Here is a 17,783-nt window from a genome sequence, read left to right as displayed (position 1 = left end):
GAAGAAGCGTCGAAGAACAGTCGAAGAACAGTCGAAGAACAGTCGAAGAAGCGTCGAAGAAGTCCTGGTATAATTCTACGAAGCAGCCTTCCTTACTTCCAAAATGACACATTCAGCAAGTACCTTTGTCATTTTGGCGGCAATTGACTGCTTGGCAAGTTAATTGTCTGACGTACCTTTGTACATTTACAATTAATAAACGAAAACCATTAACATATGCAGACAAACGGACAGGACACCGAAAACGGTAAAGGCATGCCAGATATTAATGCAGACGAGAACATGGCCGGCACTACCCACCTTAACGATGCCTTGGCGGATGAAAGCGAATTCGACAAGAAACAACAGGAGCTGGATGAGATGAAGGACAAGTACCTTCGCCTGGTTGCAGAGTTTGACAACTTCAGAAAGCGCACTGCCAAAGAAAGGATCGAGTTGATGCAGACTGCCAATAAGGAGACGATCATCGCCCTGCTGGACGTACTGGATGACAGCGAACGTGCTGCCAAACAGCTGGAAAACACCACCGACATTACTGCCATCAAAGAAGGCGTTATGCTGGTATTCAATAAATTGAAATCAACACTACAAGCAAAAGGCCTGAAACCTATGGAGAACCTGCATACTGAATTCAATGCAGACCTTCACGACGCTGTCACAGAAATTCCTGCACCTACAGAAGAACTGAAGGGGAAAGTACTGGACGAGTTGCAAAAGGGTTACCTGTTGAATGACAAATTGATCCGTCATGCCAGGGTTGTAGTAGGTAAATAAGGTGACTTTCTGACAGAATAGTTTTTCTTTAACCATGCCGGCGCAATGCCGGCTTTAGTGCGATATATGTCTACCAAAAGAGATTATTACGAAATACTGGGCGTCGCCAAGTCTGCCTCCCAGGATGAAATTAAAAAAGCTTACCGTAAGGTAGCTATGCAGTACCATCCTGACCGCAATCCCAATGATAAGGAAGCAGAAGAAAAATTTAAGGAGGCAGCTGAAGCCTATGAAGTATTGAGCGATGCGGATAAACGCGCCCAGTATGACCGTTTTGGTCACGCGGGTATGGGTAACCGCGGTGGTTACGGTGGCGGTAACATGAACATGGATGATATCTTCTCCAACTTCGGGGACATTTTCGGAGACGATATCTTCGGCAGCTTCTTCGGTGGAAACCGTGGCGGTGGTGGTGGAGGCAGGCGTGGCAGAGGTACACGTGGCTCCAACCTCCGTATTAAGATCCGCATGACCTACGAAGAGATCGCTAAAGGTGCCAATAAGAAAATCAAGGTCAAAAAACATGTACCCTGCCAGCATTGTGGCGGACTGGGTGCAAAAGATAAAAACGCTTTCCAGACCTGTAATACCTGTCATGGTTCCGGTCAGGTAAGAAAAGTAACACAGACTTTCCTGGGTCAGATGCAGACAGTTGCCACCTGTCCTACCTGCCATGGAGAAGGCCAGATCATCACCAGCAAATGTGGTCACTGTAAAGGTGAAGGCCGTATGTATGGCGAAGAAATGGTCAGCATCGATATACCAGCTGGTGTACAGGAAGGTATGCAACTGAGCATGAGCGGTAAAGGAAATGCCGGTGAAAGAGGCGGTGCTCCCGGGGATCTGCTGATCCTGATCGAGGAAGAACCACATCCGGAACTGCAAAGGGATGGGCTGAATGTAGCCTATGACCTGTATATTTCCTTCCCTGATGCGGTATTCGGTACTTCTGTAGAGGTGCCTACCATCGACGGTAAAGCAAAGATTAAAATCCCGGCAGGTACCCAATCTGGTAAGATCTTCCGACTGAAAGGAAAAGGATTCCCTTCCGTCAACTCTTATGAGAAAGGTGACCAGCTGATCCATGTGAATGTATGGACCCCCCAGCAGGTGAGCAACGAAGAGAAGTCTTTCCTGGAAAAGGTGGCGAATTCTGATAACTTCCAGCCAAAGCCGGAGAAGTCAGAGAAAGGATTCTTTGAGAAAGTAAGAGATATCTTTAGTTAAGTACCTTAACAGGGTGATCCTTTTAAGACTATAGACGATAACTTGCGGCAAGTCACTTGCCCGGACGAAAATCCGTTGATAGCTATGCGATCAACGGATTTTTCGCTTTTTAGCCATAATTTTACCGTACATGTTCGATCCTTCTAAATTACAGATGCTAGAAAACCGGCTGGTAAAAGTTTATCGCCATATTGGTAAAATCGCCCGCCGCCAGAATATCACCTGCTTCCGGGTGTACGATGATGATATCAATGAATTTCCATTCACTATAGATCGTTACGATGACCATATTTACGTGTCAGAATACACCCGCCCGCATGGGATGGATGAGGAGACACATGAGGCATGGCTGGATAGTTCGCTGGAAGTAATAGGCAAAGTGCTGGATGTACCGCTCAGTAAGATCTGGGTAAAACAAAGACAACGAAAAGTAAGCAGACAGGAACAGTATGAAAAGGTCTCTTTCGAAAACCATGAAGTAGTGGTGCATGAAGCCGGCCTGAAGTTCAAAGTGAACCTGTCCGATTACCTGGATACAGGGCTCTTCCTGGATCATCGCATTACAAGAGGCATGGTAAGGGAAGGTGCAAAGGATCTGAAGGTATTGAATCTCTTTTGCTATACAGGTTCTTTTTCTGTGTATGCAGCTGCCGGCGGAGCTAGCGAGGTAGTATCTGTAGACCTCTCCAAAACCTACCTGGCCTGGGCGGAAGAGAATATGCAATTGAATGACCTGAAGGGCAACTTCCAGTTTGTACACGCTGACGTGCTGCAATATCTCGATACTTTGCCTGCTGATTATTTTGATCTGGTAGTACTGGATCCGCCTACATTTTCTAACAGCAAGCGGATGAAGGAGTTCCTGGATATACAGCGGGATCATGTGGGCATCCTCAATAAAGTATTGCATGCTACAAAACCGGGAGGCGTTATTTATTTCAGTAATAACTACCGGAAATTCCAGCTGGAGACAGCACAAATCCAGGCAAGCCTGATCAAGGATATTACCGCGCAGACAATGCCGTTTGATTTTCAGCAGAAGCTGATCAGGAAATGCTATAAGATCACCAAATGACCTTTTAACGATATTATACTGTAGCTGATCAGGAAATGCTATAAGATCACCAAGTGACCTTTTAACGATATTTATACTGTAGCTGATCAGGAAATGCTATAAGATCACCAAGTGACCTTTTAACGATATTATACTGTAGTTGATCAGATAATATTATAAGATCACCAAATGACCTTTTAACGATATTATACTGTAGCTGAACAGATAATATTATAAGATCACCAAATGACCTTTTAACGATATACTGTAACTGATCAGATAATACTATAAGATCACACGATGAGAATATTGGTAGCCGGAGATTTCGAACCAGACTACAACCGTACGAAAATTATCCTGGATGGTTTGCGCACCATTCCAGCTGTATCCCTTTCTTTTTACAACTATAAGGAACAGTCCAAATGGAACTTCCCAGCCCTGCGCAAAGCCTGCAGGGATGTGGATGTCATCTTCCTGCCTGCTTTTACCCACCAGGACGTGGCGATCATCAGGCTACTCTCTGGCAAGCCTGTATTATTTGATCCGCTGATCTCCCGTTATCTCTCTAAGGTATTTGATTATAAAAAAGTAAGCAGGTTCTCTCCCAGGGCATTGAAGAACTACCTGAAGGACAAAATATCTATGCAAATGGCGGATCTGGTTATTTGCGATACATCCTGTCATCGCGATTATTACCATTCCACTTTCAATATCCCGCTACACAAACTGCATGTAGTGCCGGTAGGTGTGAACACCGATGAATTTCCACCGGCGCCCCCATTGCCCTTGCACGATACTTTTGTGGCAGGTTTTTATGGTGGCTTTATTCCCTTACAGGGAACACGCATGATCGTAGAGACAGCCAGGATTTTAAAAGATCATACAGATATACATTTCCGGTTGATAGGAAATGGATTTGAGTTTGCAACTATCCAGCAATTAGTAAAGGCTTATGAGTTGAATAATATCTCGTTGCCGGGTTGGGTGGCTTATGACCAACTGGCTGCTGAGATGAATAACTTTGATATCTGCCTGGGGATTTTTGGGGAGACATTGAAAGCGGACCTGGTAATTCCGAATAAGATCTTTCACTATGCGGCGCTGGCGAAAGCGATCATTACAAAAGCCTCTCCTGCCATCAGGGAGGTATTTGAAGATAGGAAGGATGTTCTACTGTCAGAGAATAAGCCAGCGGCCATTGCTGAAAAGATCCTGCTATTAAAAAATGATATGCAATTCAGGCAGCGATTGGCAGCGGGGGCTTATGAAACGATTCACACAAAGTATAATCACCGTGCAATTGGAAAGATGGTCTATGATCTGGCTGTTCGACTTATGCATTCGTAGCCTGCATATGTGGTTTTGATTTTTCAAAAGCAGCCAGGTCAATCCTTGTTCCCATCTCATACAGTAATTCCAGATACGAACGGGTAATGCACGACAAACTATGCCGCTCTGTCGTATATGCAAATGCTCTTTTTGCGACCGACTCTCTCCTGGCAGGTTCTTCCAGTAACGACTGAATGCCAGCTGCCAGCTGTTCCGGCTGACGCACTTCGCAGGAAACGGCTCTTCCTCCCTGCACCAGGTCCGACAGACCACCTGCATTTGTAGATACGACCGGCACCCTGTACATAAAGGCATCCAATACACTACTACCTAACCCCTCCTGTTCAGAGCTCATGGTAAAGATGTCCAGTACGGAAAAGATGTCTTCCACATTCTCATAGAACCCCATCAGTTTATACACATCTTCCAGTCCATATTCTGCGATCTTATCGCGCATTTGCCCTTCCAGCTCCCCTATGCCAAAATGCAGGAATACAAAGTCACGACGAACCGCTGCCAGTTTGCGGATGGCTTCGATCATGGTCAACGGATCCTTATGTTGTACAAGGGCGGCCGTTGTGCCGATCAGGTGTAAAGAAGGATCCACTCCCGCGTCCCTGAGGATCAGTTCGGCCCTTCGTTTATCGAGTTTTTTAGCCATGATGGCACTGGAGATCAGGCGTACATCTTTTGCACCGAAATTTGTGAGAATATGTTTGATAGCGCTGCTAATGGCTATAACCTGATCAGTCAGTTTGTATTTGAACAAGGTCATTTTACCATGTGGAACAAAATCTACACGGCGGGTGAAAATAATCTTGGCTCTGTGAAAAGGCTTGGAAAGAATCGCATAAGTGAGAATATGAGAAGATTGCGCATGAAGTACATCATAACGGTTACCCTTGAAGATCAGGAAGAAGAGTGCGCCAAAAATATTGGCAAATGAATGTGTTTTGAAACCTTTCTCATTTGCCTTTTTTTCCAACGGGTAGTTTTTTCTACAAAGCAGTTCTACGTTGAGACCTGCATCCCTGAACCCAGACATGGTATACATCGTCTGCCGTTCGCCTCCACGCCACCCACGCTCGAAGTTTAATTCAAGAATCTTAACTGATTTGCTATGCATAAGGTCTCCTAATTTTAGTTCATGTTCGCAATAGGTTACAATTACATGAGGTTAGATAATCTATGTAAGCAAAGTTTAAACCGACGTAACAAGGTTTAACAATGTTTAACAGTTGAGGTGGTAATTCCACTACGAAGCAAACCAGGTAGATAAGTTGGCAGTTTTTTGATGTAGTTGTCAGGCTAGTTAATACTCTTGTTCTTTTTGAGGTCTTTTACCAGCCGGATGAATTCTTTCCTGTAATCGCCAGGATCGTCACCCAGTGCGTTTTTTGCAATTTCTAATACCATTTTGCTATCGCCATCGCCCTTATAGGCAGAATGACGCAATAGCATGCCGCATAATGCGACGGAGGATGCAAACCGGAAATCGGTATCAGCGTCATCGAAACCGATACAGGAATAAGGGATCTGGTGCCAGAGTAATTGGGCTGATGTATCTGCAGGGAGTTGGTAGCTGATTTTTATTTTTGCCAGCAGGCTATCGGCGCTGTTAAATACGACATCTGTATCGCGTAATGTTTGGCCCTCACTTCCGGGGACTATTTCGTACATAGCGAGGGCGCAGTGCCCCGCACCAACAATTCCTCCTGACACACGGCCACCGGTCGTATCTGCGTTGCTGATCACTTTGTTTTCATACCCGATGAGGCGGTAAGATTTGACCATTGCAGGATTGAAATATACTTCTGCCTGTACATTTTTCGCAACTGTAAATAACGTTCCTCCGAACTCACGGGCAAAGATCTTGCTGGCTTCTTCCAGATTATCAATGTAGGCAAAGTTGCCGTTCCCCTTGCTGGACAGCGTTTGCAACTTACTATCCTTATAATCACGCATGCCGAATCCCAGGCAGGTCAGTAATACGCCGCTCTCTTTTTTGTTTACAATCAGCTGTTCCATATCCACATCACTGGTCTGCCCGACATTAAAATCCCCATCTGTTGCCATGATCACCCTGTTGTTACCATCTTTGATAAAATTGTCCTGTGCTAACTGGTAAGCCAGTTTGATCGCAGCTTCTCCGGCAGTTGCACCACCCGCACTGAGATTGTCAATGGCATTGAGGATCTTATCTTTCTGATCACCGGGTGTACTGGGCAGGATAATGCCGGGAGCACCTGCATAAGCGACAATGGCAACGTGGTCATTCTTACGCAGGTTATTTACAAGAATGCGGAAAGCAGCTTGCAATAAGGGCAGTTTATTGGCAGGTGCCATAGACCCGGACGCATCGATCAGGAATACCAGGTTACTGGGCGGCAGGCTGTCGGTATGGATCACGGCACCTCTTACTGCGATTTGCAGTAGCCGGTGTTCCGGTTTCCAGGGGCAGGTCGCATAGCTGGTATAGATGGCCAGGGCCTGGTCTTTTTTTGGTGGGGGGTAGTGATAGGTAAAGTAGTTGAGCATTTCCTCAATACGCACTGCATCGACCGGGATCTTTTCCCGGAGGTGAATAAAGCGGCGGATGTTGCTATAGGCGGCCCTGTCTACATCTACAGCAAAGGTAGAGTGGCTGCGGATCAGGGTTTTCATGAACTGATTCTCGTAGAGGGTGCCATAGGTCTCATCGAAGAAGACACGGGTGCCCATCCCGGCATTGCCATAATTGGGATTTGAGCCACTTGAAGAGCGGTCACGGGCAATTGCTTTGGCCTTGGCGATAGCATCCTGGGGGTTGTCGAGTACGTCGAGTTGAACGAGGATGCGGTTGTACACACCTACAGGCACCCTTTTTGGGCGGTATTTGTCCAGTTGGAAGAGTAAGATAGCGTCCTGGGAAGGCACCGCAATCCGAAAAAGACCGTACTGATTGGTAGCGACTTTCGCGGTATCATTGACCACTGAGATTAATACACCGGGTAAGGGATTGTGTGATATACTGTCCTCTACGGCTCCGGTGATGTAAATTTTCTGTGCATTCGCAGGTACAAGGATTAGCAGGCTGCCTAGCAGCATCAGGAGCTTTTCCATGGGGATTTTGCATCAGTTAATGTAATATAAGCAAAAAAATCTCTTCTGTTTTTAGGCAGAAGAGATTTTCTGAAATATTAGATGAAGCTGCTGCTGCAGGGAAATTTCCTGTGGATAAAACCCTTATGCCTGCTCTACCAACTGATAAATTTCCGGCAGGTTTCTACCTAACCCATCATAGTCCAGACCGTAACCCAGGAGGAACTTATTAGGCACACTGAAACCAAGATAATCGATCTTAATCGGGTATTTCATGGCCTCCGGTTTGGTGAGGAGTGAAGTTACCAACAGCTTTTTAGGCTGCTGATGTTCCAGTTGTGGCAGGAACTGGCTCAATGTTTTTCCTGTATCGACAATATCTTCCAGGATGACCACGGTACGGCCGAAGAGGTCTTCGTCCAGTCCGATGGCCTGTATGACGTTCCCGGTCGACTTCATGCCTTTGTAAGAAGCGAGTTTGATAAACGAAATCTCTGCTTCGATGGTCAGGTATTTAAAGAGATCAGCGGCAAACATAAAAGAGCCGTTGAGGATGGCGATGAATAGTGGTTTCTCACCCTTCAGATCGTTGCTGATAGCGGCTGCTAATTCCTGGATACGCGTCTGCAGCTTATCTGTATCGATGTAGGGTGTGAATTGCTTGTCATGAACCTGTATAACAGACATGTGTTTCCTTATTTACGATTGATTAAATTTTTCCTACTAAAAGCCGCTGACCGATTTTGATGTCATAGGCTTCCAGGTGATTCCATTCCCGTAACTGTTCTACGGTCACATTATAGCGCTTTGCGATACCATAGAGTGTTTCTTTTGAAGTAACGTCATGGTATAACAAACTACCTACCTGAATAGTTCCCTCAGGTAATCCACCGGTTGTTGGTACCGGGGGAGTCTGTTGGTTAGCCGGTGTAGCGGTAGCTGGCTGGGATGGTTGTGTGGTAGCAACTGGCTGTGAAACGGGAGCGGCGGGCGCTGTACCGTTAGTTGCCGGTGTAGTAGCTACAGGTTTTGAAACGGGAGCGGCAGGGGTTGATCCACTAGTTGCCGACGTAGTAGCTACAGGTTTTGAAACGGGAGCGGCAGGAGTCGTTCCGGTACCGGCAGTGGTTGTTTTAGCTGGTGTTTCAGTTTCTTCCTCCTCATCGTCTGCTACTGGTTGTGCTGTTGGTGCTGGTTTATTAGCTGGCGGTGTAGTGGTTACAGTACCTGTTGCCACGGGTGGTGCCGGGTTATAAGCAGGTTTGTTAGCTGAACTCGTGTTAGCTGGTGCCGGATTATAAGCCGGTGTTGTTTTAGCTGGTGTGTTGGTATTTTTTGTTGAAGTGCTATTTCCCGCAGGTGTTACTTCGCCGATCTTCTTCAGATCATCTACCATGCCATCAGGTAATTTATTCACCTGCTGTTGTGACTGTGCCTGTTGTTGCTGCGCCTGTTGCTGTTGTGCCAGCTGTTGTTGACGCTCCATTTCAGTCTTCACATCATCTACTATCTGCTTAGGGTTCAGGTCTCCTTCAGTCGGATCTTCTGCCGGCGGGATCTTTGACAGTTCAGGCTTTGCGCTTGCATATCCTGCCAGTGCCAGTTTCTGGCCGGCAGCCGGCTCCTCTCCTTCTTTCATTTTATTACGGCGGCGTAACCAGCGTAATTGTATTCCTTCTGCCTGGGAAATATCGTACATGGTCTCCCCTTGTTTCACTACGTGAAAATCATTCTTTCCTGACTTACCTTTTTTCTCCAGAAAGATATAATTGCTCTTCGGTAGAGGATCATCATTTTTCAGATCATTATACTTTACCAGGTTGCGGAGTTTAATATCCTTTTCATTGGCAAGCTGGATCAATGCAGTACCTGCCTGTGCGTACATTACTTTGCGGCCATTGATTTCAAACACACCTGAAGGAATTGGTTTCTCCGCTGCAGGTGCATTTACTTTCCCGGTGTTAGTAGAAGGTTTTGTTACTACAGTAGATGGTGCAGACCTGGGCACACGCCCTTCTCCTTCCATTGTATACTGCTGTAAGTTATAATCTTCAATCACCTTGATCAGCTGCTGTGGATAGGTTTTGCTGGTAGCATAACCTGCCTGTTTAAGACCATATGCCCATGACTTATAATCTTCCATTTGAAACTGAAAGAGAAAAGAATAACGGGGATTATTTCTCAGGAAGTCTGAGTGATCTTTGTAGGAATCAGCAGCTGAATTGTATTTGCGAAAACATTCCTGGCGGGCATCATCATCATAGTTCACTGTTTGTCCGGTCCAGTTGTTTTTACATTTGATACCAAAGTGATTGTTGGAATTCTGTACCAGCCAGCTATTGCCCGATTGGGTTTCCAATACACCCTGTGCAAGGGTGATGGACGCCGGAATTCCGCTCCGCTTCATTTCGTCGATCGCGATATCCTTATACATCGCAATATACTGCGGCGTCGATGTGGTCTGTGCTTTCGCAAATGGCATGCAGCCAATTAGAAAACTGACCGTAAAAAGGCATCTCCTTAGTTGCATGTATATGAATTTAATGGGTAAGTCTTTTTTGAATAAATGGCGACTGCTGGTAGTTCGCAGAAACGCCCGGTCATTTTTCCCCGCTACGTTTCCTGATCATCAGCAGACCATCTCTCAGCGTCAGCAATAACTGTTCCGAACGCCCGTCTGCAGCGACTTTTTCACAAAACCGAACCATTGCTTTCGCGTTATTACTCTGCTGTGAAGTCTCCAGCAAGGTCTCTCCATGAAACAATACGTTATCTGCTAAAATGATTCCGCCGGGACGTAATTTTTCCCACACGAGATCATAATATTGCTCATACCCCAGCTTATCTGCATCAATAAATACCAGATCGAATACCTCGTCCAGCTGCGCAATGATATCAGCTGCCTTGCCGATATGCATTTTTATCTTATCAGACACGCCTGCCTTTTCAAAGTAACGCAGGCACATATCTTCTCTTTCTTCGTTTATATCAATCGTATGAAGGATACCTCCGGGAGTGAGTCCCTGTGCCAGGCAAATAGCGGAATACCCGGTATATGTGCCCAGTTCAAGTATCCTTTCCGGGCGCAGCATATGGCTGACCAGGCTTAGGAACTGCCCCTGCAGGTGCCCGCTCAGCATATGTGGCTGGTCTACCTTCAGATTTGTTTCCCTGTTCAACTGTCGCAACACCTCGCTTTCCGGTGTGGTGTACTTCTCTGCAAACGCTTCTACGTTGGCTGGAATTATATCCATTACGCTTAATTTTTGCAAACCTACAGAAAATACCCCGAAGGATAGTGCTTTTAGCCGCCTGTTCCTGTTGTAACATGCACGCAAATATGCATGCTGACAAAGGATTGATCCCTTGGGGATCTATCCGCAGAATGGAACAACCTGGCATATGGGCTGGCAAATCAGCCAGCATTGCGTATTTAGCAACTTATTTTTTAGAAGTTCGGCCGCAGTTTATTCGTCGTGTAAAATACCCTGAAATACTCTACCACTTCGTCTGCCGTATCAAATAACTTCAGCAGTCCCAGATCTTCCGGCGATATATTGCTTTCCTTCTCCATCATCGTTGTACGGATCCAATCCAGCAGTCCACTCCAGTACTCCTTACCTACCAGTACCATCGGCGTTTCCGTCATTTTCTTTGTCTGGATCAGTGTGGCTACCTCAAAAAATTCATCCATGGTACCAAATCCGCCTGGCATCATTACAAAGCCCTGCGAGTACTTGGTAAACATCACTTTGCGTACAAAGAAGTAGTCGAAATGAAGGTTTTTGTCGTGATCTACATATGGATTGGGGAACTGTTCGTGTGGTAATGTAATATTTGCACCGACGGATTTACCCTTAGCTTCCTGTGCACCACGGTTAGCTGCTTCCATTACACCCGGGCCGCCACCGGTAATGATACCGAAGCCTTCATCTGCCAGGCGTCTGCCTATTTCGTGCGCGAGTTCGTAATATTTATTGCCAGGTTTAGTTCTGGCGGAGCCGAATATGGAGATGCAAGGCCCCATTTTGGCCATTGCTTCGAAGCCTTCTACGAATTCAGCCATGATCTTAAAGATCTGCCAGCTGGAATGTGCTTTGGTTTCTGTCCAGTCCCTTTCTTTCAAATTCATTAAACGATCGTTCATTATAGCTATGGATTTTTTTTATATAAAGCTAAAATACTAAACAATTAGCCTGCGGCAGCCAGGGGAAGGAACAAATTTTAAGAAGCAGGTAACTTGAAAGAAACCTGCTTAACATTTAACACGTTATGAACATGCAGCAGCCTATAAGGCCCACCGCATTATCTTACATATCTTTATACCGGATTGACACATTAATTATTTACATAGCATAGCAAAACACAGCACAGGTGCTGAGCAATTCAGGTTTTCTTACATAGTAATATGCTCTCTGCCGCAGCAGCGTTGTATACAGTACAATGCTTTCATTCTAACGTGGTTTATCTTTGGCCAGGCAACGTGGAAGGCCAATTTGTACAAAAATTACAGATAATAACCCATAAAAACAATTATGATACTGAAATAATCACAACTGCTGTGATAACAAGTTTTATATCAGTGTCAATTATACAATTTATCTAAGCTAAAACACAGCTGGTAAAGGGAATAAAAAAAAGGGCTGACCCGAAAATACGGTCAGCCCTTTTTGCGAATCTTGTATGTTTATAATCCCAATGTTGCACCCACCCGCAGGATGATGCCATTGGAATAGGGGGATCTGCCATCCTGTATCACATCGTATAATGCCATGATATTGATAGCTGCCCTGTCACTGATTGGCTGCACATAACCACCACCCATCAGCAAACTAGGCACTCCATAATGATCTGTGTATGTCTCCTTCGGATTATACAGCGTTGTCTTTACATTGATAAAGTTATACTCCGGCTGTACATGGATAAACATGAAGTCGAAGGGATAAAAACGCCCCCAGAGCCCGCCACCAAATATAGAATACTGGTTACGCTGGGAGGTGGTACCGTCATAATAGCGGAATCGTTCAGCACCGTATTGCGCATTGATTGCAACACCCGCGGCAAACATCTCGCTGATGCGGTAACCGAGCAATGGAGAAAAATCTATATTAGTATAATCCCCGAAAGCAAGTCCTACTGAACCCCCGATCACGAGACGGGATGCATCAAACTCTTTCTTTCTTGCGGTGTCTGTTTTGTAGTACTGCGCCTGCGTAAGGTGAACAGTACCTAACAGGAATAAGCAAAACAATAATCGTTTCATAATATACTTTGAGTATTATTTGATTGTTGAAACCACCAATAGTTTAACGTTGATAACAGGGAGCAAGTTACAGTATTTGCTATTATGAAAAAACTCGCCTTTACCTGCGGTAAAAGCGAGTTCCGTATGTATTAAAAAGCTATTAGAAACTTGGACAGATCGTCATTCGCTTCGCACCGTTAAATGCCCTGTTAGGATATAAACCGGTATACACAATTCCTATTTCATATGCGCCCCTGCGGTTATTGGCTGCTGCCAGTGAAGACGTGGTTGCATCGTAACTAAACATCATCTTCACTCCTTTGAGCTGATATCCCACCAGCACTACAGCCGCATCTTTCACACGATAATATACGCCGCCGTACAGCTGTGTCTCTCCATGTTCAGATAAGTTGTACGCGAGATGACCTCCCATTACTACCTCATTCGACCCTGCCTGTCTTGCATAATAAGCAGAAGGATTAATGATCACCTTATCACTCATCTTGATACTTGCATTGATAAAACCTGTGTAGAGCCGGGGAATGATGTTATTGCCTTCATAAAAACTCTCACGAGGTTTATTCACGTGCTGTGCAGAAACGCCTGCGTTTATATAGATATTATCAGTAGGGAAATAAGCATAGTTCATACCTACCTGCATATCATAATAGGTTACACTCGTTGCATTGAAAGGTTCTGCTGTGGGCACCTGTGCATCAAAGAATTTTCCATTCCACTGGTCTCCAAATGTCAGCTTTGTCACATCCACTCTTTTATTTGCACTTCCCACATTAAAACCCAGTGACAACAAACTACTCTGTCCTAACAACTGGTGATACGCGACAGAAGCATATGCTTTGGTAGATGTGAGATTGCCTGAACCTGCCACATCACGCAGCAGTACTCCTCCTACGCCTACCCAGCCATATTCCAGTTTGTCACGAAACAACTGGAAATCGCCAAAGGCAGACATCGTCCGGTAAGGTACAGGAATACTTGCCCACTGGTCGCGGTAAGTCACGCCTAACCGGTAATTACCGTCGGGAATAAATCCTGTATTTGCCGGGTTAGTCAGCAATGGAGCATTGAAGTACTGCGAGAAATGCATGTCCTGCGCATTTCCCTGTAATGCTGTTCCCAACAGCATGGTACAACCCGCGATAAATTTTACAAACTGCTTCATGTACGTCATCTTAACAAGGTTACACTACCATTCTTGGTTGCCGAAGTGCCATCACTGAACTGTACATTGATGACATAGGCATAGGCATCCATTGGCTGGTATGCTCCAGCATATGTACCGTTCCAACCAATATTTGCATCATTTGATTCAAATATCAACCTGCCTACGCGGTTATAAATTTTCATGTTAAACTTAGCGATACCAAATCCTCTTACCAGGAACACATCGTTCACCCCATCTCCATTCGGAGAGAAGGCTGACGGAATATCAAATAATGGTATCACCAGCGCACTGACCTGCTTGATGGCAGTATCCTTACATCCGGCTGCATTGGTCGCTATCAGGTACACATCATATACACCTGTTGCTTTATACTGATATACCGGGTTCGTTTGTGTTGAAATATTACCATCTCCATACTCCCATTCAAAAGCGATCGCATCTGCTGAAGACTGGTTCGTGAATGTAATCGGTGTGTTCTCTACAGGCGTTACCGGTGAATAGGTAAAGTTCGCTGTAGGTGCATCGAATACATGTATTGTAACGGTGGTATCATCTGTCTTGTTACAGGTGTTATTATCCACTGCATGCAGCGTTACGTTGTAATCACCTGCTGTATAATAAGTGTGCGTTGGATATGTATCTGTAGATGTAGTGCCATCACCAAAGTCCCACGTAAATGTTTCTCCACCTGCAGTTGTGTTATTAAACTCCAGCGTAGCCGGCACACAGGAACTATCCGGTACTACAAATGAGGCTTTCACGTTAGCGGCCACGCGCAAGGTGAGCGTGCGCACATCAGGTGCATTACAATAATTCGTATCTACCAGTGTCAGTGTTGCATTGTAAATACCGTCCGTTGCATATGCATGTGCATAAGGGAAGTCTGCCGGGCCTACAGTTACGGCACCGCTACCATCACCAAAATCAAGTTTGAATGAATTATTCTGATAGGGTTTGGGCGGTGTACTCACCAGGTTAAACAGGTAACTCCGCGATTCACATGGTGGTTGCCTGGTGGCTGTCAGGTTGAACACTGCTTCATCGGTTCTGATACGCAGATCCAGTGTTGCTGTATCACAACCGTTGCAGCTGGCAGGATCACATTTGATCAGGGTCACCTTATAGTTGCCGGGATTTTTGTAGTTATGTGCGATCGTATCGTTAGTACCGGTTACTGAAGGGGAACCGTCTCCAAAGTTCCAGGTCCAGGTCACAGCTTTTGTACCGGTCGTATCTATGAATGTGATATCAGCAGGCACACAATAATTTGTCTTTCTTTCCAGTGTTTTGATACCTGCTCTTACGCCATCGAGGTTGAATGCAATTTTGAGACAACCCAGGTTACATTTGTTATCTGGCGGTGCAGTGGTAGCATATGCGCCGGGGGTTGTAGGATATCTTGGCCGGAAGCTGGAGCTGGTTCCGCACCATGCACAAATACCCTGGTAGATCACACCATTCCTGTCGAAGCGGCTGGTACCGCCATCTACGTGTTCATAAGTTCCGTTTCCACCAAAGTAGCTGCCAAAGAGGATATCTTTTGCATCCCGCTCCAATACAAAGAAGTAAAAGTCCTGGCTATCGGTTGATCTTTGCAAGGCATTTTTAATGGGCATTCCCCTTGTGTCAGAGTTCGGATAGCGGAGGCTGATATCGATACCGCCTCCCCAACCGGATACATAGACATTCTCACAACGGTCTACCAGGAAAGCTACCGGAGAAATGCTTGGGGTAGAGGCGGCTTTACCAAAGGTAGTACTGTATACAAATGCAGACAGATCGGGTTGAAGTTTTGCAATGAACTGCCTGGAGTTATCATTGTAGAAGGAGGTTGTACCTGTGGGTTGTACCACCGGCCAGTCACCTTCTGTTGTACCCATTACGTATACAAATCCTTTGCTGTCCATCTGTATACCGTACACCTGGTCAGCGGCAGCTGTGTTAGCTCCCAGGAAGGTACTTTGTGTGATGCTTGTACCATCTGTGGTAACATGTGCGATCCAGCCATCACATGCACCTCCCCTGAATGTTTTGTACAACCCGTTTCCTTTGATAGGGAAGTCATTGCTGGCTGTGCCACCCGCTACATATAAGCTACTGGTGCCATTCAGTGCCAGTACATAAGCAGCATCTTCATTGCTGCCGCCTATAAATGTAGCCCAAACCAGGTCAGAACAATCAGGTGTTATCTTCATGATGACACCATCCTGTTTACCCCCAAAAGTAGTTTGCAATACGCCTGTTGTAACCGGGAAACCGCTACCGCGTGTACAGCTGGCTACATAGATATAACCGTTATCGTCGATGACTACTTCACTACGTGCGTCGTCGCCGTAGTTACGCAGTAATAAACTGGGTCCTGCCTGTCTGTTTTCACGGATGTTTACACCATCATCCTCGCTCGAAGCAATCATGAGTGAACCAATATAACCAGAGCCATCAGCATTCAGTTTAGTCACCACAATATCCCAGCCGCCCCTGTTTCCGATCAACTTGGAATAAGGATAATCGGTGGAGGTGGTTCTACCTGAAATGACGAGGTTATTATTTGCATCTACGAATAAGCTATGCGGTTGTTCCTTACCATTACCACCTATGTAGGTGGCATAGATAAGCTGACGTCCATTAGACGAAAATTTACTGATCCCGATATCGAAATCGCCCCCATTGCTGGATGACTGGAAAGCGCCTTTAGTAGCAGGGTATCCGTTTCCGAATACAATACCACCACCATAGAAGTTACCTGCTCCGTCATAGGTAGCGGTAAAGCCCCAGTTGTCAGCAGTAGAACCTGTTACAGTCGAGAAGATATAACTTGGATCAATGATCAGAGGATAGGCCTTGTTATAGTCCCCGCTGATTTTATATTTCAGTTTAGTGCCACTCAGTGAGTAACTGACCTTTACAGATATACGTTCGTTATCAATATACTGATAAGCCGTTGGCATCTGTTCCGTAACGGTACCTACAGAGGTGGTGATGATCAGGTTACCTTTCTTTACTTCCACTTTATCTGCACCGGAATATTCCATCTGCACCTGGGAAGGGTCGGCACCTGCCGCTACGATCAGGTCATATTTCAATACACCTGCATCTGAATACACCTGCATATCAATACCGTTGTACAGCGATTTGTAATTGACCAGTCCATAGGATTTCACATGAGAAGCCCATTTGGATTTATCATTGCCGATGAGGTAATTGGAGTAGGTATCTTCCGCTTTATCAGCTGAGATGTCCGGATTATTCGCATTGAGGAATACCACTTCATAGGCATGGCTTCTGATAGCCGGGAGTGCGTCAGTAGTCGTATTACCTGGAGAAGAGGAGGAAGTACGGGAATTGATGTTTGAGCCGGTAGTCACTGTACCTGGCACGAATTGCCAGGTGGTATCACCCAAACCTGCATGACCATGCATTTTTTCTGCCAGTGCAAACATGTCGTCCTTGTTCTTTAGTAAGAACATAAAGCCGGTGCGCTTCAGGAACACAGCACCGCCACCCATATCTGCCTTGTATAGGAAATCACCCGTCCATTGCCCTTTATTCTCTGTGAATTTCAGAGCTCTGCTATAATACATTTCCTGCGTCGTCGCCGTCTGTGCCATTACTTTTTCGCCTGCAAAAAGGGAAATAATAAAAGCTAAGCAGCCTATAGGGAAACTACATTTCATCCGTGTTGTATATTTCTTGTTTATATCCAATGAGATATCAATGGATAAGGAGTATTTTTATTGTTGATCAATGTCACTAAGCTTTAACGCAGAAGTCGGTAATATGTTACCGCAATAACAGCGCCAACCTTTAGCCTGGATGATCCCAACCTGCCTGCTACGGGAAATTAGATCTATAAATCCCGAGGGAGTTTAAGTTGATTTTTTTTTATA

The 17,783-nt window shown here is 45.5% G+C and carries 13 protein-coding genes; 4 read left to right on the top strand and 9 right to left on the bottom strand.

The features are described 5' to 3' along the window. Nucleotides 1-216: 216 nt before the first annotated feature. From ABDW33_RS02735 to ABDW33_RS02720, 4 genes are all read left to right on the top strand, one after another. Entirely contained in the window at nt 217-774 is a 558-nt protein-coding gene (locus tag ABDW33_RS02735; protein WP_343688534.1) for a nucleotide exchange factor GrpE, read from the top strand. Nucleotides 775-840: 66 nt separating this feature from the next. Further along, entirely contained in the window at nt 841-2,001 is a 1,161-nt protein-coding gene (gene dnaJ, locus ABDW33_RS02730; RefSeq protein ID WP_343688533.1) for a molecular chaperone DnaJ, read from the top strand. A 130-nt stretch (nt 2,002-2,131) separates the two neighbouring features. Continuing rightward, nucleotides 2,132-3,076 carry a class I SAM-dependent methyltransferase gene (locus ABDW33_RS02725; RefSeq protein ID WP_343688532.1) on the top strand — a complete coding sequence of 315 codons (945 nt, stop codon included), beginning with the start codon at nt 2,132-2,134 and terminating at the stop codon, nt 3,074-3,076. A gap of 279 nt (nt 3,077-3,355) precedes the next feature. Further along, entirely contained in the window at nt 3,356-4,402 is a 1,047-nt protein-coding gene (locus ABDW33_RS02720; RefSeq protein WP_343688531.1) for a glycosyltransferase, read from the top strand. On the opposite strand, the gene ABDW33_RS02715 is transcribed toward ABDW33_RS02720, so the two are convergent. The 9 genes from ABDW33_RS02715 to ABDW33_RS02675 form a co-directional block, all read right to left on the bottom strand. Continuing rightward, entirely contained in the window at nt 4,389-5,510 is a 1,122-nt protein-coding gene (locus ABDW33_RS02715) for a glycosyltransferase family 4 protein (protein ID WP_343688530.1), read from the bottom strand. The genes ABDW33_RS02720 and ABDW33_RS02715 overlap by 14 nt on opposite strands. 182 nt (nt 5,511-5,692) lie before the next feature. Next, nucleotides 5,693-7,486 carry a von Willebrand factor type A domain-containing protein gene (locus ABDW33_RS02710; RefSeq protein ID WP_343688529.1) on the bottom strand — a complete coding sequence of 598 codons (1,794 nt, stop codon included), beginning with the start codon at nt 7,484-7,486 and terminating at the stop codon, nt 5,693-5,695. 123 nt (nt 7,487-7,609) lie between these two features. After that, nucleotides 7,610-8,152, bottom strand: a complete 543-nt coding sequence (gene hpt / locus ABDW33_RS02705; protein WP_343688528.1) for a hypoxanthine phosphoribosyltransferase — start codon at nt 8,150-8,152, stop codon at nt 7,610-7,612. Between the two features lie 22 nt (nt 8,153-8,174). Next, on the bottom strand, nt 8,175-9,947 hold the full coding sequence (locus tag ABDW33_RS02700) for a glucosaminidase domain-containing protein (protein ID WP_343688527.1): 1,773 nt from the start codon (nt 9,945-9,947) through the stop codon (nt 8,175-8,177). A gap of 118 nt (nt 9,948-10,065) precedes the next feature. Next, the gene (locus ABDW33_RS02695; RefSeq protein ID WP_343688526.1) at nt 10,066-10,719 is read right to left on the bottom strand and encodes an O-methyltransferase; all 654 of its coding nucleotides are present in this window, start codon (nt 10,717-10,719) and stop codon (nt 10,066-10,068) included. 194 nt (nt 10,720-10,913) lie between these two features. Then, nucleotides 10,914-11,612, bottom strand: coding sequence for a TIGR00730 family Rossman fold protein (locus ABDW33_RS02690; protein WP_343688525.1), 699 nt, complete (start codon nt 11,610-11,612; stop codon nt 10,914-10,916). A gap of 540 nt (nt 11,613-12,152) precedes the next feature. Then, nucleotides 12,153-12,728 (bottom strand): hypothetical protein, encoded by a 576-nt coding sequence (locus ABDW33_RS02685; RefSeq protein WP_343688524.1) that lies wholly within the window; start codon nt 12,726-12,728, stop codon nt 12,153-12,155. A 142-nt stretch (nt 12,729-12,870) separates the two neighbouring features. After that, nucleotides 12,871-13,893 carry a PorP/SprF family type IX secretion system membrane protein gene (locus tag ABDW33_RS02680; RefSeq protein ID WP_343688523.1) on the bottom strand — a complete coding sequence of 341 codons (1,023 nt, stop codon included), beginning with the start codon at nt 13,891-13,893 and terminating at the stop codon, nt 12,871-12,873. A gap of 5 nt (nt 13,894-13,898) precedes the next feature. Continuing rightward, on the bottom strand, nt 13,899-17,570 hold the full coding sequence (locus tag ABDW33_RS02675; RefSeq protein WP_343688522.1) for a PKD domain-containing protein: 3,672 nt from the start codon (nt 17,568-17,570) through the stop codon (nt 13,899-13,901). Nucleotides 17,571-17,783 lie beyond the last annotated feature (213 nt).

The sequence above is a fragment of the Chitinophaga sp. genome, from assembly GCF_039596155.1.
Taxonomy (GTDB): domain Bacteria; phylum Bacteroidota; class Bacteroidia; order Chitinophagales; family Chitinophagaceae; genus Chitinophaga.
Note: the sequence above shows the minus strand (reverse complement) of the source record. Positions and strands in the feature narration are given on the sequence as shown.

Excerpts from the sequence above, each read along its gene's own strand:
- ABDW33_RS02710 (WP_343688529.1), bottom strand. The coding sequence starts at position 7,486 with ATGGAAAAGCTCCTGATGCTGCTAGGCAGCCTGCTAATCCTTGTACCT.
- ABDW33_RS02725 (WP_343688532.1), top strand. The coding sequence starts at position 2,132 with ATGTTCGATCCTTCTAAATTACAGATGCTAGAAAACCGGCTGGTAAAA.
- ABDW33_RS02680 (WP_343688523.1), bottom strand. The coding sequence starts at position 13,893 with ATGAAGCAGTTTGTAAAATTTATCGCGGGTTGTACCATGCTGTTGGGA.
- ABDW33_RS02735 (WP_343688534.1), top strand. The coding sequence starts at position 217 with ATGCAGACAAACGGACAGGACACCGAAAACGGTAAAGGCATGCCAGAT.
- ABDW33_RS02685 (WP_343688524.1), bottom strand. The coding sequence starts at position 12,728 with ATGAAACGATTATTGTTTTGCTTATTCCTGTTAGGTACTGTTCACCTT.
- ABDW33_RS02690 (WP_343688525.1), bottom strand. The coding sequence starts at position 11,612 with ATGAACGATCGTTTAATGAATTTGAAAGAAAGGGACTGGACAGAAACC.
- ABDW33_RS02675 (WP_343688522.1), bottom strand. The coding sequence starts at position 17,570 with ATGAAATGTAGTTTCCCTATAGGCTGCTTAGCTTTTATTATTTCCCTT.
- dnaJ (WP_343688533.1), top strand. The coding sequence starts at position 841 with ATGTCTACCAAAAGAGATTATTACGAAATACTGGGCGTCGCCAAGTCT.
- hpt (WP_343688528.1), bottom strand. The coding sequence starts at position 8,152 with ATGTCTGTTATACAGGTTCATGACAAGCAATTCACACCCTACATCGAT.
- ABDW33_RS02720 (WP_343688531.1), top strand. The coding sequence starts at position 3,356 with ATGAGAATATTGGTAGCCGGAGATTTCGAACCAGACTACAACCGTACG.
- ABDW33_RS02695 (WP_343688526.1), bottom strand. The coding sequence starts at position 10,719 with ATGGATATAATTCCAGCCAACGTAGAAGCGTTTGCAGAGAAGTACACC.
- ABDW33_RS02715 (WP_343688530.1), bottom strand. The coding sequence starts at position 5,510 with ATGCATAGCAAATCAGTTAAGATTCTTGAATTAAACTTCGAGCGTGGG.
- ABDW33_RS02700 (WP_343688527.1), bottom strand. The coding sequence starts at position 9,947 with ATGCCATTTGCGAAAGCACAGACCACATCGACGCCGCAGTATATTGCG.